Below are 15,273 nucleotides of genomic sequence, written 5' to 3' on the forward strand. Positions count from 1 at the left end.
TACATATGCCAGAAACTGTTGTAAAAACACGCGCTTCTGCTCCACGCAAGAAAAAACAGCCGACCCGCAGCCGCAAGCTGCGCAGGTTCCTGATGATTTTCACATTGACGGTCCTGTTGTTGGTAGGCGGAGTTGCCGGAGCAATTTATTGGAAAATTGAAGACACTCTGGATGTAGTAACAAAGCCGGTAGAAAATGGTTTTGCTTCGGAAGCTTCGAAAAATGCGGACCCGGTTTACCACGCCGACAAGCCGATGTCCTTCATCTTGCTCGGCTCCGACTCGCGTCCCGAGACAGGCTCGATGAACACGGACGTCATGATCGTCGCGGTCGCCAATCCACAGACGAAAAAAGTGACGATGGTATCCATCCCGCGCGATACACGGGTGAAAATTCCGGGATATCGCGACTACCACAAGATCAACTCGGTTTACGCCAACGGCGAGGCAGAGCGGAGACAGGCAGAGCGCAACAACCAGACGCCGACCGAAGACGGCATTTCCTTGACGAAGAAAACGTTGAACGAAATTTTGGGGATTCCGATTGAGCATTACGTCGCTGTCGACTTTGACGGCTTCAAGGCGGTAATCGACGAGCTGGGCGGAGTCGAGGTCAACGTCGACCGCAAGCTCGTGTACGACGATCCGACCGACGACACGCACATCAATCTGAATCCGGGACTCCAGACGCTGAACGGCGAGCAGGCACTTGGCTACGTGCGCCACCGCCACGACAATCGCGGAACGAAATACTACTCTAGCGACTTCGATCGCAACCGCCGCCAGCAGGAAGTGATCCGCGCCGTTGTCGACAAAGTCGGTTCCCTGGACGGCTTGACCAAAATTTTTAACATCATGGAAGTAGGCGCGAAGCACATCCATACCGACCTGTCCAAAGAGCAGATCAAAGGGTTGGCCTATGATTTCAAAGGCTTCAACGCTTCTACCTTGACCACGCTCGACAACGGAGCGTACTGGCAGGGCGGATATACGTTCCTGGAAAAAGAAAAGCTGGAGCTGATCCGCAGCTCCTTGCAGGCGGAGATGGGCCTGTCCGGCAAAGTAGTCGCACAGTTGAACAACTCCCCGATCCTCGGAGCGGGTGAATCATCGGTTGCCTCCAGCAGCAGCAAGTCGACCAAAAATAGAACGACAGAATCAGCGGCTCCGGCGACTTCCAAGCCGAAAGCGACAGAGGAGCCGAAAAAGCAGACGGAGCCGATCGAAGTAGCGGAAGGACAGGAGCTTGCGGAAGAGGGCGCCGCTCCTCCCCCGGATGTAGTCAGTCCCGAGCAGCCTCAAGGCCAGACCACTGTGCCTGACGCGCAGACGCCAGCTTCGAATAGGAATGCGACCCAGCCGCCTTCCGCACCAGCAGGCAATACCGGAACACCGGCGCCGCCGCCAGACATCGTTTCCCCTCCTGTCACCGGGCAGGACAGCGGAGCGACGCAAGGCAGCCCGACAAGCAAATCATAAGTACGCCAAACAGGCACTCGCTTCTTTCTTTCGGAAGAGCGGGTGCTTTTTTTTCGACATAGCCAAGCATTTCTATTTTCAATAGATTTTTTTTTACGAAAAATGAAACGAAAGGTTTAGAAAACACCAATTTCGTGGTACAATAATAATATGCTGATAAGACAGATTAATCAGATAATTAAGGACCTGACTGGAGGGATTTGGATGACGATTTTCTTGGTGAACCTGTTTCTGGTGATTGCCTTTGTGTACCTCATCAGCCGCCAACAAAATGAAGAGCTTGTGTACGACGAAGATTTTTTCCTCCAGAACCCCTCAGCGCTGGAAGAATATCAGCAGATGCCGATCGATTTCCAACACGCCTTTTTCCGCAAGCACAAAGAGTGGATTAAGGAAAAATATATGCGCGGGGAAAGCTACATTTTAGGCTATTGCCCGAACAAGGAAGTAAGACGCGCGTGGCTCTCTGAATTTATGAACCAAAAAAATATGAACAATACACCGACCCCTTCCTGAGTGAAGGGGTTTTTCGTGTCCGGGGCAATCGTGCTATACTTCTAGCTGGATAAGGAATAACGCAACTAACAGGAGGAACCATTTACGTGCTGCAATTATTGGTCGAAAAACTAAATCAACTGCTGTCTGCGCGAGGAATGATTACGGATATCGTCTTGCGCTCGGACCGCTCTTTGCTCGAAGACGAGGAAATGCGTGAAGTGATGATTTCCTTCGCGGGCACCTTTGAAGAAGAACAGCCTGTAGCTACCATTCATCTGTTTTTGCTGGAAGATGAAAAAAGCTGCGAGGTAGAGGTCGAGATCGCGTATCCGTACGAGCTGGCGGCAGAACAGATCCAGGCGTTGTGGGCGCAGGCCAGAAGCCGGGTGGCGGAGTGCTCGCTGTCGGAAAAGCGCCGTTACATAGAGCCAGGCAAGCTCGCCGAGACGAGCGTGCAGGTGGACTATCACTTTGTCGTCCAGACGCCGCAGAGCGCAGCGGAAGAAGCAGACTTGAACGAGACATTGGAAAGGTTCGCGGCAGATTTGGGCGAGTTGGTCAAGCTCGGGTAGGCAGACAGGCAGGCTGCGACACACAGGCTGCGACACACAGGCTCAGGAGAAGTGCTCCTGGGCCTTTTTGGATGTTCTTCCCCCGCACGGTGAGTTTTGTTTGGTTTTGCCAGCAGAACGGGCAGGATTTGCGAGCTGGTGTGCAGAATCGAATACAATAGAAAATGAATGAGTATTCATTCGTATTGAGGGAGGGGCATATTTTGAAGCTTGCAAACGTACAGGAACCTGTCCAAATTGGGGCGATGACACTGCCGAACCGAATCATCATGGGGTCGATGCACGTCGGTTTTGAACGACTGCCGGACGGTGTGGCACGGCTCGCCGAGTTTTACGCGGAGCGGGCCAGAGGGGGAGCCGGGCTGATCGTGACGGGAGGCGCTGCTGTGCTGCCAGAGGGCGGCATGGGCGAAGTGTACTGCAACGTGTACTTGGATGAGCACATCGAGCAACTGAGGGTGATTACGGAAAAAGTTCACCAGGCCAACGGCAAAATTGCCTTGCAGCTTTTTCACGCAGGCCGCTATGCGTACAAGGAGGCAACCGGGCTTGATCCGGTAGCGCCGTCGCCGTTGCAAGCCCCGATCAATCGCTGGAAGCCGCGGGAGCTGGATGCGTCGGAGATCGAACTGACGATTGCTGCCTTTGCCGCCGGAGCGGTCCGCGCGCAAAAGGCCGGATTTGACGCGGTGGAGATCATGGGCTCGGAAGGCTATCTCATCAACCAGTTCCTCTCTCCAGTCACCAACCATCGCCAGGATGACTGGGGGGGAGACTTTTTGCGCCGGGCGCGGTTTGGCATCGAAGTGGCGAAGCGGGTGCGCGAGGCGGTTGGGCCTGATTTTCCTGTCGTGTTTCGGATGTCCGGGCTCGATCTGATTCCGGACAGCACGAGCATGGAGGAGACGTTGCAATTCGCCCGCATGCTGGAGGACGCAGGCGTGAATGCGCTCAACATCGGAATCGGCTGGCACGAGTCGAAAGTACCGACGATTTCGATGATGGTCCCGCGCGGAGCGTACGTGTGGGTCGCCCGGCAGGTCAAGCAGGCTGTCAGCATCCCGGTGATCGCCAGCAACCGGATTAACGATGTGCGCCATGCCGAAGAAATTTTGCGGGAAGGGCATTGCGATCTCGTCTCCATGGCCCGGCCTTTTTTGGCAGACCCGCAAATCGTGGCGAAGAGCGTGGAAGGACGGTATGACGAGGTCAACACGTGCATTGCCTGCAACCAGGCTTGCCTCGACCATATTTTTGACGGCAAAGTGGCTTCCTGTCTGGTCAATCCGCAGGTCGGCAGAGAGGCGGAATGGGCGATTGTTCCGGCGGGAGTTCGGAAAAAGGTGGCGGTCGTGGGCGCGGGTCCCGCGGGCTTGGAGGCGGCGCGCGTGCTGGCAGAGCGCGGGCACGAGGTCGTCCTGTTCGAAAAACAAACGCGGATTGGCGGCCAGCTCAACTACGCGCGGCAAGTGCCGGGCAAAGCGGAATTCAACGAAACGCTGCGCTACTATCGCACGCAGCTTGCGCGGCTGGGCGTAGAGATCAGGCTGGGGACGGAAGCAGAGGCGGATGCGCTGGTGGCGGAAGGCTTTGCGGAAGTTGTCATCGCCACGGGAGTCGTCCCGCGTGTGCCGGAGATTCCTGGCCGGGAGCTTGGGCATGTCGTCATGTACAACGAAGTGTTCGAGCAAAAGGCGAAGGTCGGAAACAAGGTGGCGATTGTGGGAGCAGGGGGAATCGCCTGTGACTTGTCGCATTTGCTCGTCCACAATGAAGTCATTTCCGCGCAAACGGCGGAGTATTTGCTCTCCTACCGGATCGTGGACGAACAGACGATTCACAGGTTGCAAGCGAGCAAGCGAAAAGTGTTCATGCTGCGCAGAGGCAAGCATGTCGGCAGCGGCTTGGGCAAAACGACCCGCTGGGCGACATTGGCGCAATTAAAGCAAAGAGGCGTGGAGATGCTGACCCAAATCGAGTACAAGCGAATCGCTCCGGAAGGGGTGTACATCAGCGTAAACGACGAAGAGCAGCTCGTGCCTGCCGATACGGTGATTATCGCGGCTGGCGCTACGCCGAACCAATCGCTGTATCACGCACTGACGAACCGCCTCCCGGTTCATCTGATCGGCGGGGCAAAAGAGGCGGGAGAGCTGGACGCCAAGCGGGCGATCCTGGAAGGGGCACAGGTTGGCAGAGCGATTTGATGTTCGCAAAAGATTTTCTATTCCGAAAATAGGCTGGATCGTGTATGATGAGAAAAAGATGTCGTCTTTTCGGAACTTTTGTCGAATCGCTTTTCAACATACTTAAATTCTTGCACAATGAAGGCATACTGTTTAAATTCATGTGATTGGGGGCTTTCGCCTTGATGAACCACAATAGCATTCTTTTAGGAAAGCGTTACTTCCTGTACTCCACTGCGCAGGTAGTAGAGGTGGAGGGATGGACGTTTACGATTGCCCCGGGGTTTAAGATGATTGCAGGTGGTAGTGCAAACCCACTTCAGACATTAATCAGTATGTACCGCGAAAATGAAAAGGTTGCTCAACTCGTGCTTCATCATAGACGTTCCGACTCGGATGTTACCGTTCAGGCCGTATCGAGCGAGCTCCTGCTGGAAATCGCCCCTGCGACCAGAACCGTGAGTGTGGCAGAGAAGCAGTAAGGCACCCTTGGCGGGGTGCTTTTCGCTTTTTTTCTTTACAGAAAATGCAGGCGAGGAGGCTGGATGAATTGGCAGGTAACGAATGGCAAGTAGGCGAGCTGCAATTGGCATGGCTCAAAGGCGGTCTGACACAGCTCGATGGAGGCGCGATGTTTGGGGTGGTTCCCAAGCCGCTCTGGAGCAAACGCTACCCTCCGAACGATTTGAACCAGATTCCGCTGCGAGCGGACCCGATTTTGGTACAAGCTTTCGGAAAACGCATCCTGATCGAGTCCGGTATCGGCAAAGACCGACTGACGGAGAAGCAGAAGCGCAACTTTGGGCTGGTGGAAGAATCGCAAGTCCAGGAAGGGCTGGCGGCAAAAGGCTTGACGCCTGCTGACATCGACATCGTCATCATGACGCACATGCACTACGATCATGCGAATGGCCTCGTCTCGGTGCGGGACGGCCAGCTTTTTTCCACGTTTCCGAACGCAGTGATCTACGTACAGGAGCAGGAGTGGGCCGAGATGCGAGAGCCCAACATCCGTTCGCGCAATACATACTGGGAGGACAACTGGCGTCCCATCGAGTCGCAGGTGCAGACGTACGGCGCCACTTTCGAGGTCGTTCCCGGCATTACCCTGCACCACACAGGCGGCCACAGCCAGGGACATGCCATCGTCCGCATGGAAAGCCAAGGCCACCTGTTGTTGCACCTCGCCGATATCATGCCGACGCACGCCCACCAAAATCCGCTGTGGGTCATGGCTTACGACGACTACCCGATGACCTCGATCTTCGCCAAGGAAGAATGGATTCACGGCGGCATCCGCCAAGAGGCGTGGTTCACCTTTTACCACGATAATGTCTACCGGGCCGTGAAGTGGAACGACAAGGGAGAACTTATTGATTATAGAAAGATTGTAGAGTAAAACCGGGATGCTCCCGGTTTTTTTGCTTGCAGGCGGGAAAAAGATACTCCAGCCACGCCAAACATTTTTCAAGCTATCGAAATTTCGATAAGCCTCATAGAAATTTTTCATAATCCAAAAATTTCGAATGCTCATTGACGAACGATAGACGGCTCACTACAATAGGAACATCACAGAGCATCTGTTCTGGTAGGCAGGACGAAGCAGAACAGTTGCGGGGAGAGAGACAATGAGCTGGATCAAATCACGTATGCAAGAGTACCACCCGATCGTCTGGTCGCTGGTCGTCGGGACCGTGTTCGTCAGGGCTGCCAGCTCGATGAGCATGCCGTTTTTGTTTTTATACTTATCCAACCAAACCGATATGGACCTGGCAATGATCGGCCTGACCATCGGGGCCGGGCCGCTCGCCGGAACGATTGGCGGCTTCATTGCCGGGACGCTGTCCGACCGGATCGGCCGCAGACGGGTCATGCTGGGGGCGCTGTACGTCTGGACGCTCGTATTCGTCGGGTTTGCGCTCAGCAAAAACCCGCTGATTTTGCTTTTGCTCAACATGGCAGGCGGGCTCTGTCGCTCGTTTTACGAACCGGTGTCGCAGGCGCTGATGGCAGACGTGACGCCGCCTGAGAAACGCTTCCGGGTATTCGGCCTGCGCTACACCGCGATCAACGTCGGGGTCGCAGTTGGCCCGATCGCAGGCGCCGTGCTGGCGAAGACGTCCGTCGCCCTGCCGTTTCTGATTACCGCGCTCATTTACCTCGTGTACGTCATCAGCTTGCAAGGGCTGTTGAACAAGTTCGGGATCAAACAAATTGAAGGGCAAAAGAAAGAGACGGTCACCTTTGAGCGGGCCTTCAGCGTGATCGTGCACGACAAGGCGTTTCGCTACTACATGGTCGCAGGCGTGCTGGGCGCGATCGGCTATTCGCAGATGTCGTCTACCCTCGCCAAGTTCACGGAAATGACCGTTGCGTCCGGCGCAGAACTGTTTGCCATCCTGATGAGCGTCAACGCTGTCGTGGTCGTGCTCATGCAGATGCCGCTGACCCGATGGGCCGAAAAAAAGACGCCTCTCACCGCCATTGTGGTGGGAAACGTCATGTATGCGCTGGGCGACGTCGGCTTTGCCTACGCCAACTCCTGGATCGTCTTTATTATCGGGATGGTGCTGTTTACGTTTGGGGAAATCTTGACCTTTACCGCAGGTGACGTCCTGATTGACCGCATGGCCCCGGAAGGAATGCGCGGCAGCTATTACGGCGCGAAAAGCTTCAGCAACCTCGGACAGTTCATCGGCCCGTGGATGGGCGGCCTGCTGCTCGGGCTTTACGGCGGCACGACACTGTTCTTGACCGTAGCGGCGTTTTCCATGGTGAGCAGCGCATTCCAGTGGGCGGGCCAACGGGTGTACTTCGCTACCCACGGCAAGTCGCTCAATCAGAGCAGGGCAGAATCACTCTAGCGCCTGCAAAATGCGCTCCGCGATGCGGGCATAGCCCTCTGCATTCGGGTGAAAATGATCGGTGTACAAATACGCCTGCTCTTTGCGCAGGAACATGTCATACGTCGGCACGACGAACACCTGCGGATAGCGGGAGGCAATCGCGGAGGCCGTGCTGTTCCAGTCCAGAACGGGCTGCACCGTATCGACAGCCGCTTCCGTATTGCCAAAAGGGTTGTACAACGACGTGTAAACAATCGTCGCTTTGCTGTTCAACTGGCGAATTTGCCGGATGATTTCCTCGTAGTTGGTCGCAAGCCTGTCCGTGGCTGCGGCCACTTTTTCTTTGTCGATCGTGTAGAGCCCGCCCGTTTGCCTGAACAAGTCGTTGCCGCCGATGGTGAAAAGGATCAGATCGGCCTCGGCGAGCAGCGTTTTGACTTGCGCTTCGGACATTTGCTTGAGCAGGTCGGACGACTCTTGCCCGTTAATGGCGAGATTCGTAAACGTAATCGGGTGGCCCGCCTTTTTTTCCAGCGCTTGCCGGACGAGGCCGACATAGCCTTGGCCGTTCGCATCGCCAGCGCCGCGGGTGAGCGAGTCTCCGAGCGCGACGACTTTGTGGACGCCTTCTTTTGGCAAAGGGGCAGGCGGTTCCTCGGTTTCCACAGGTGGCGCTCCCGTGGTCGGGGCCAACTGCTGCGGGTTCATCGCCAGGACAAAGCCTGCGGCAAACAATAAAAAGGACAGAAGCGACAACAACCCTGTAGTGCGCCAGAGAAGTTTGCCGGATGTGCGCATCGGCTATCCTCCTATTCGATGGGAAGTGGGTAGACATGGTATAATGTGGTGGGACATCTTATGCCAGTGTACCATAAACGAATCGCTGCCGTCAGTTGCGGGAAGCGGAACAAAGACAGGAGGGCGCACCTTGGGCGACACAGTCCTCGCAGTATCGCGATTGCAAAAAACGATCGGCAAAAAGCAGATTATTCACGATATTACATTCGACGTGCTCGCTGGCGAAGTGTTTGGCTTTTTGGGGCCGAACGGCGCGGGCAAGACGACGACTATTCGCATGCTGGTCGGTCTGGCTAAAGCAGACGGGGGAGATATCCGCATCGGCGGGATATCGCTCTCGGAGAACTTCCCGGAGGCGATTGCGCAAGTCGGCTGCATCGTGGAAAATCCCGAGCTGTACAAATTTTTGACAGGCAGGGAAAACCTGGAGCAGTTTGCCCGCATGAGCGGAGGGATTACGCAGGAGCGGATCGAAGAAATCGTCCGCTTCGTCGACCTGGAACGGGCGATTGACGACAAAGTCAAAACGTATTCGCTCGGGATGCGGCAGCGGCTGGGGATCGCGCAAGCGCTGCTGCACCGGCCGAAAATCTTGATTCTCGACGAACCGACAAACGGGCTTGACCCGGCAGGGATTCGCGAGCTGCGCCAGTTCATTCGCCGTCTGGCCGAGGAGGAGGGGCTTGCGGTCTTCATTTCCAGCCACCTGCTCAGCGAGATCGAGATGATGTGCGACCGGGTGGCGATTATCAACCAGGGAAAAGTCATTTCGGTCGGACTAGTGCGCGAGTTGATGGAGCAGTTTGCCGACCAGGTGGAATGGACGATCCCGCACGCCCACCTGCCAAAAGCGCTGGATGTATTGCGCGGGCACAACGCCGTGACGGATATTTTGGCGGTCGGGGAGGAAAGCGTGAAGACGCGGATGGATATGGAGCGGGTAGGCGAAGTCAACCAGAAGCTGGTGCAGGCGGGAGTCCCGGTAATCGGGATTGCCACGAAAACCGTGACGCTGGAAGACTTGTTCCTGACGCTGACAGGGGGAGGGGGAGAGAAATGAATCAAAGCATGCTGGGCCTCGTCCAAAACGAAACCGTCAAATTGCTGCGCCGCCGCCGCTTTCTCGTGGTCGTGCTCATCCTGGCCATTCTGATCCCGATTTTTACATACGCCCAGTACCGCTCGGTCGTGACGGCTCAGGAGCGGATGGGCACGACGGACTGGCGGCCGCTCTTGACCCAGCAGATCGTCGACATGCAAAACCGGCTCGCGTCCAGCCGTCTACCGGAAGAATGGCGCGATTTTATCAAAATCCGGATTCAGCAGCAGCAGTATTACCTCGACCACAATATCAATCCGATGGCGCCCGGAGGCCCGACATTTGCCCGCGGCTTCATGGATCAGGCGATCTCCATGTTTTTGCCGATGATTATCGTCGTGCTGGCGGTCGATATCGTGTCGGCCGAGTTTAGCGAAGGGACGATCAAGCTGCTTTTGACCAGACCCGTGCGGCGCTGGAAGGTGCTGACCAGCAAGTACATCACGCTGTTGCTGTTCACCTCGCTTACGGTACTGATGACGCTCATCTTGGCCTACTTGCTGTCGGGTGTCGTGTTTGGCTATTCCGGCTGGGATTTGCCGATTCTCACAGGCTTCGAGGTGACAGGCGGGGAGCTTGTGACGTCGGGAGCGTTCATGCTGCCGCAGTGGCAATTTCTGCTCATGCAGTATGGGCTCGGCTGGTTTGTTTGCATCGTCGTCGGAACCGTTACGTTCATGGTCTCCGTCCTCATTCGCAGCGCCGCCGCAGGCATGGGCATCATGATGGCGGCGCTCATCAGCGGGACGATCCTGACGCAGATGGCTTCGTCGTGGGAGTCGTCCAAATACTTGTTTGTCGTCAACCTGCAGCTCACCGACTACCTCAATGGCACGCTGCCTCCGATCAAAGGAATGACGCTGCCGTTCTCGTTGGCTGTACTGACGATCTGGGCAGTCGCGGCGCTGATTGTAGCATACACCGTCTTTACCCGCAGAGACGTAACTTCCTGATCTGGAAAAAAACGCTACCTTTTTCCGTTTCATTCGTATTTCATGGAAGGACCAAGAATGGCACCGAGAGGAGATTGGCGTGAGATTATGGACATGTTATGGAAATGCGGGACGGTTGCACTGACGAGTATGCTTGAACTGTGGGGAGCGATTCCGATTGGCTTCATGCTGCAACTGCCTCCGTTGCTTACCGGGATATTCAGTGCCCTTGGCGCGATTGCCAGCGCCGGGATTGTCATCTATTTGGGCGGTTCGCTCAGAAGCTGGCTGATGAAGCGCGTGGAGAAAAAAGCAGGGCGCCAGAGCCGGATGGGCCGCATCTGGGAGAAGTACGGCGTAATCGGCCTCGGATTGGCTTCTCCGCTGTTGACAGGCGCTCCGCTGGGGGCTGCGATCGGCATTTCGCTCGGCGCACCGACAGGCAAACTGATGTGGTGGATGTCGATTGGCATCGTGATCTGGAGCGTCATCCTTACGGCAGCAGTCGCCTACGGTCTGCTCCAGTTCTTGACACCAAAACCGATGGGCTGAAAAATCTCCCTTTTGCCGGGCAGAAATCTTGCATACAATGTTCCAAGAAATGAAAAAGGAAAGGAAAGCGGGGGATGATCCATGAGTGAGAAAAAAGAAGCGCTGGTGCCCGAACTGGATGAACTGCTGCACAAGTTTACCGAGCTGTTGACGGGTGAAGCGACGCCGGAGCGCGTCGAGATGGTAAAAGTATGGTGCCTGTACACCACGATGGCAAAAGCGATGCCGCCGCTCATCCTGCATTGGGGTAGCGAGCCGGAGCACCAGGCTGCGCGCAATCAAATCCGGGAAATTATCGAGCAAATCAAGCAGTGGAACCAGGCGAAAAACCAGACTCACTAGCTTATAAAGAAGAAACGCCGTCTTTTTGCGATGCAGGGCAAAAGACGGCGTATTTTTTTGCGAAAAAAAGTCGTCACGATTCAGCCGTTGCTGGCGGGGCGAGGCGAGGCGAATTTCTAGATGCCGCATGGGGGCAAAATCCGCGCGCGAGCCAACAAAAAAGACACGCACCTGATGCGACAGGTCGTGTCTGCCAGAAACGCGTCTTCCGGTTGCGGCTAAGGCTTCCAGGTCATCTGCTTGGAAGTTTCGATCAATTCGTCCAAGGAAATGCCGTGGGCGGTTACTACTACGTAGAGCGACTGGTTATTGGACTGGGCGTTGAAATGAACGGCGTGCTCGGCGACAGAGCTTTTCTTGTCCGGATTGTCAAACGAGACGGCGATGGCCTGCTCGCCGTTTACGGCAAAGAGCTGGGTAGCGGAGAACGTGCCGGGGATCGACAGGCTGCGTTTGCCTTTCGCATTGCGAACTACCTCGATGCGAATCCAGTCGTCGTTGCGCTTGTAATCCGCTGAGAGGCGCGTGACCTTTTGGCTCGTCTCCGATTCGTACTGGACAGAGATCGTACTCAAGGAAAAGCTGTTCGCGTTTTGCGCAAGCACGGGAACAGGCATATCCGATGCCTGGACGGCTGTATCCGTGTCCGAGAAGGTCGACAGCGTGATCGGCTGCTTGGCTGTCATAGCCAGCGTCGGCCCTACAAGGCCGCTGTCACTGCTTTCCGCTTGTTTCGCTTGTTTGGCTTCCGGTTCGCCCATGGCAGTAATCCCATAGGCTTGCTGGTCTTCTGCGGCGGCTCTGGCTTTTTTCCCGGCGACCAGGTTGTTCTCGGCTCCGTTTGCCTCTTTTGCCAGGGCTGCCTTGGCGTTTGCGCCTTGTTCCTCTGAACCTGTCGGAACGCTGCGGGAAGCTATGGACGCCTCTCCCTCGGCTTGCGGCGCTTGCGTCTGGGGTGCTGCTGTTTTGGGTTCCTGCGTATTTAGCGCAAGCTCATGGCTGGCCGATGGCGAAGCGGCGTTTGGCGTAGCCGGGGAAGCAGGCTGAGACGCTTTGGCTGTTGCCTCGTTTTGCTTTGCCAGCGGTTGCTCGCTGCTAGCATAGGCATTTGCCGCCGATTGGGCAGAGGCAGGCGAGGATGCCGGAGCAGCGTCCTGCATTTGCATCGCTTCGGTGGCATGCGTCGCGATCTGGGTGCCAGCGCCTGCCTGGTTTGCTGCGGGCTGTTGTGACGCTGTCTGAAATTGACCGTCTTGGAGCTGCTGGTAGCTGATGAAGCCCACTGCCAAAAGGACTGCCGCTGCGCTGACCCAGGCGAATGAAGGGAAGCCTTTGGTCCGACGCTTGCTGGGCATAGGTGCTGCCGCTTGCTGTGGAAGCACAGCGACGGTTGCGGCGTGAGGGGGCACACCTTGTCCGGCGTTCTGGTAGATGGCCTGCATGATCCTCTCTTCCAGGTTCGCTTGAGGCGGTGGAACCTCTTTCAAGAACTGCACCTCCTCTTCGGTTGTCATTTGTGTTTCGATCCATGCGATACAATCCTCACAGGTCTCTATATGGGAAAAAATATCGCTATCCGTGTCATCTAGCCATGCTTTTCTAAATGCCTGGCAGTTCATGTACGAGCCCCCCTTCCTTGCGTGATAACAATTTTGCGAGTTCTTGGCGAGCGCGCAAGTAACGGACGCGTGCTGTAGACTCGGCGATGCCGAGAAGAGTAGCAATTTTTTCGAACGGATATTCATGCGTGCAGCGAAGGACGATCACTTCCCGGTAGGAATCCGACAGCAAGGCGAATGCCTCCTCGATTTCCCTGCGCTGCTCCTTGTTCATGAGCGATTCTTGCGGAGACTCGTCCCGCGTATTGGACGGCACATACGCCAACTGCTCGTCGGAGTCGTGAAACTTTCGTCTGCGTAAAAAGTCAATGCTCTTGTTGCGAGCAAGCGTATGTAACCAGGATGAAAACTGAGAGTCGCCTCGGAACGTGGACAGCTTCTCATACGCCTTCACGAACACTTCCTGAGTCAGATCCTCCGCATCAGCGCGATTGTTCACCATTTTGTAGATGAATACGTAGATCATATGCTGATATCGCTGGATGAGGTCGCGATACCCTTCGATGTCGCCCTGAAGAATCCGCTGAATGATTTCGGCGTCGGATTGCATTGAATCTCCGGCCTCCCTTCCCTCTATGTGACGCTGGCTTTTTCCGAAACGTTTCAGACCAGCATCTCGTTTTCTATAATTTCGTATGGATAGCCTTGCTCGACGAGAAAAAGCTGACGGTGGAGCGAAAACTCCTGCTCTCTCGTATCGCGTGTCACCAGTGTATAAAAGTGAGCGGTGTTATTTTCGGTTTTTGGTCGCAAGATTCGTCCCAGTCGCTGCGCTTCTTCCTGGCGGGAGCCAAACGTGCCCGAGATTTGAATCGCCACATTGGCGTCCGGCAAATCAACGGCGAAATTGGCCACCTTGGAGACGATCAGGCGTGTGATTTCCCCTTTTTTAAATTGTTGATACAGCGTCTCGCGCTCTTTTTCCGGCACTTTGCCCGTAATCAGCGGCAGTTGCAGGGCAGTCGCCATCTGTTCCAGTTGGTCGACGTACTGGCCGATAATCAGCACCCGGTCGCCTTCGTGGCGCTCCAGCAGCTTTTTGACAACGTCCAGCTTTTTCGGGTTTTCGGCGGCGATCCGGAACTTTTGCCGTGCCGTCGCATGCGCATACGCTTCCCGCCACTTCGGCTCAAAAGGCAGCCGGATTTCCCGGCAGCGCGCTTCCGCAATCCAGCCCGCATCCTCCATCGCTTTCCAAGGAACCTCGTACTTTTTCGGCCCGATCAGCGTAAAGACGTCTTCTTCCCGGCCGTCTTCCCTGACGAGCGTAGCCGTCAAGCCCAGTCGGCGTGTCGCCTGAATCCCGGAAGTAACACGAAAAACAGGTGCAGGCAATAAATGCACCTCATCGTAAATAATAAGCCCCCAGTCACGCTCTGAAAAGAGTTTCATATGAGGAAATTCATCCAGAGAGGTGGGGCGGTATGTGAGAATTTGATAAGTTGCCACAGTTATCGGCTTTACTTCCTTGTGATCGCCGGTGTATTCGCCGACAAGCTCGGGATCAAGATCGGTTTTGTCCAGCAGCTCGGCGATCCATTGCCGCACGGAAGTCGTATTCGTCGTCAAAATAAGCGTAGCAGTCTGCAACTGGGAAATCGCGCCAATGCCAATGACGGTCTTCCCGGCTCCACAGGGCAGCACGAGCACGCCGCTTCCGCCTAGAGCGGAGCCGCCGCGGTAAAAGGCGTCTACCGCTTCCTGCTGGTACGGGCGCAAGGCAAACGGCTTTCCCGCAGCGCTGTTCGCCCGCAAGCTGACCGGGCACGACTCGCCTTGCGAATAGCCCGCCAAATCCTGGACAGGCAGCCCCAACCGGATCAGCTCCTGCTTGATGAGGCCGCGCGCGTAGCTTTTGAGCACGTAGCCGTCTTCGAGCAGGGCCGCGATCGACTTGTATGCGGCAAGCTCCGTGAGAACGAGCGGATCGTCGCTATGTAAAACGAGGTCGTCCCCGCGGCGTTCGAGCCGGATCAGACCGTATTTGCGCATCGTTTCGTCGATTTCCTTGACGATGGTTGGCGGCACGCCGTATTTGCTGTACGCGCCGAGGATGCCTGTCACCTCGTGCGGCTGCATCCCGCTCGCGGCCGCATTCCAGAGCGACAGCGGCGTCATCCGGTACGTATGGATGTACTCCGGGCTTTTCAGCAGTTCGCAAAACCCGCTGATGGCCTGTCTGGCTTCGGCAAACTGCGGATGCTGCGTTTCCAATAAAATAGTGCGATCGCTTTGCACGATCATCGGCAAGTCTGGACGATAAGACAAGAGATTCACCTCGTTACAAACGGCATATGAATCAGCACTATGGTATCACAATCCGGAAAAGAAAGAAAAACGAACAGGTAACA

The 15,273-nt window shown here is 55.8% G+C and carries 15 protein-coding genes; 11 read left to right on the top strand and 4 right to left on the bottom strand.

The features are described 5' to 3' along the window. Positions 1-5: 5 nt before the first annotated feature. The 7 genes from AC3WJN_RS12505 to AC3WJN_RS12535 all read left to right on the top strand — a co-directional run bounded on the left by AC3WJN_RS12505 (position 6) and on the right by AC3WJN_RS12535 (position 7,598). A complete protein-coding gene (locus tag AC3WJN_RS12505; RefSeq protein WP_005828952.1) occupies positions 6-1,478 on the top strand; it encodes an LCP family protein in 1,473 nt (490 codons plus the stop codon). 204 nt (positions 1,479-1,682) lie between these two features. Next, positions 1,683-1,994, top strand: coding sequence for a hypothetical protein (locus AC3WJN_RS12510; RefSeq protein WP_005828950.1), 312 nt, complete (start codon positions 1,683-1,685; stop codon positions 1,992-1,994). A gap of 86 nt (positions 1,995-2,080) precedes the next feature. After that, positions 2,081-2,548 carry a hypothetical protein gene (locus AC3WJN_RS12515; protein WP_005828949.1) on the top strand — a complete coding sequence of 156 codons (468 nt, stop codon included), beginning with the start codon at positions 2,081-2,083 and terminating at the stop codon, positions 2,546-2,548. Between the two features lie 164 nt (positions 2,549-2,712). Then, on the top strand, positions 2,713-4,755 hold the full coding sequence (locus AC3WJN_RS12520; protein WP_369750403.1) for an oxidoreductase: 2,043 nt from the start codon (positions 2,713-2,715) through the stop codon (positions 4,753-4,755). Positions 4,756-4,919: 164 nt separating this feature from the next. Next, entirely contained in the window at positions 4,920-5,216 is a 297-nt protein-coding gene (locus AC3WJN_RS12525) for a hypothetical protein (protein ID WP_005828946.1), read from the top strand. Positions 5,217-5,284: 68 nt separating this feature from the next. Then, positions 5,285-6,133 carry a YtnP family quorum-quenching lactonase gene (locus AC3WJN_RS12530; protein WP_005828944.1) on the top strand — a complete coding sequence of 283 codons (849 nt, stop codon included), beginning with the start codon at positions 5,285-5,287 and terminating at the stop codon, positions 6,131-6,133. Between the two features lie 229 nt (positions 6,134-6,362). Then, positions 6,363-7,598: an MDR family MFS transporter gene (locus tag AC3WJN_RS12535; RefSeq protein WP_492329275.1), complete on the top strand. Its 1,236-nt coding sequence runs from the start codon at positions 6,363-6,365 to the stop codon at positions 7,596-7,598. On the opposite strand, the gene AC3WJN_RS12540 is transcribed toward AC3WJN_RS12535, so the two are convergent. Beyond that, positions 7,590-8,378 (bottom strand): GDSL-type esterase/lipase family protein, encoded by a 789-nt coding sequence (locus tag AC3WJN_RS12540; RefSeq protein WP_005828940.1) that lies wholly within the window; start codon positions 8,376-8,378, stop codon positions 7,590-7,592. The two genes, AC3WJN_RS12535 and AC3WJN_RS12540, sit on opposite strands and share 9 nt — an antisense overlap. Positions 8,379-8,508: 130 nt before the next feature. Between AC3WJN_RS12540 and AC3WJN_RS12545 the strand changes: the two genes are divergently transcribed. The 4 genes from AC3WJN_RS12545 to AC3WJN_RS12560 all read left to right on the top strand — a co-directional run bounded on the left by AC3WJN_RS12545 (position 8,509) and on the right by AC3WJN_RS12560 (position 11,303). Further along, entirely contained in the window at positions 8,509-9,438 is a 930-nt protein-coding gene (locus tag AC3WJN_RS12545) for an ABC transporter ATP-binding protein (RefSeq protein ID WP_122953055.1), read from the top strand. Continuing rightward, entirely contained in the window at positions 9,435-10,430 is a 996-nt protein-coding gene (locus AC3WJN_RS12550; protein ID WP_007784592.1) for a DUF2705 family protein, read from the top strand. Before AC3WJN_RS12545 ends, AC3WJN_RS12550 begins: the two co-directional genes overlap by 4 nt. Positions 10,431-10,517: 87 nt before the next feature. Next, positions 10,518-10,961 carry a small multi-drug export protein gene (locus tag AC3WJN_RS12555; RefSeq protein WP_005828934.1) on the top strand — a complete coding sequence of 148 codons (444 nt, stop codon included), beginning with the start codon at positions 10,518-10,520 and terminating at the stop codon, positions 10,959-10,961. Between the two features lie 81 nt (positions 10,962-11,042). Beyond that, the gene (locus AC3WJN_RS12560; RefSeq protein ID WP_327920326.1) at positions 11,043-11,303 is read left to right on the top strand and encodes a DUF2573 family protein; all 261 of its coding nucleotides are present in this window, start codon (positions 11,043-11,045) and stop codon (positions 11,301-11,303) included. Between the two features lie 218 nt (positions 11,304-11,521). Here AC3WJN_RS12560 and AC3WJN_RS12565 read toward each other — a convergent pair whose 3' ends face one another. From AC3WJN_RS12565 to AC3WJN_RS12575, 3 genes are all read right to left on the bottom strand, one after another. Then, a complete protein-coding gene (locus AC3WJN_RS12565; RefSeq protein WP_241764835.1) occupies positions 11,522-12,799 on the bottom strand; it encodes a hypothetical protein in 1,278 nt (425 codons plus the stop codon). A gap of 103 nt (positions 12,800-12,902) precedes the next feature. Further along, positions 12,903-13,472, bottom strand: coding sequence for an RNA polymerase sigma factor (locus AC3WJN_RS12570; RefSeq protein WP_005828931.1), 570 nt, complete (start codon positions 13,470-13,472; stop codon positions 12,903-12,905). A 53-nt stretch (positions 13,473-13,525) separates the two neighbouring features. After that, a complete protein-coding gene (locus AC3WJN_RS12575; protein ID WP_005828930.1) occupies positions 13,526-15,190 on the bottom strand; it encodes a DNA repair helicase XPB in 1,665 nt (554 codons plus the stop codon). Positions 15,191-15,273: the final 83 nt, after the last annotated feature.

This window comes from Brevibacillus sp. FW306-2-1A-C05A (assembly GCF_058781555.1).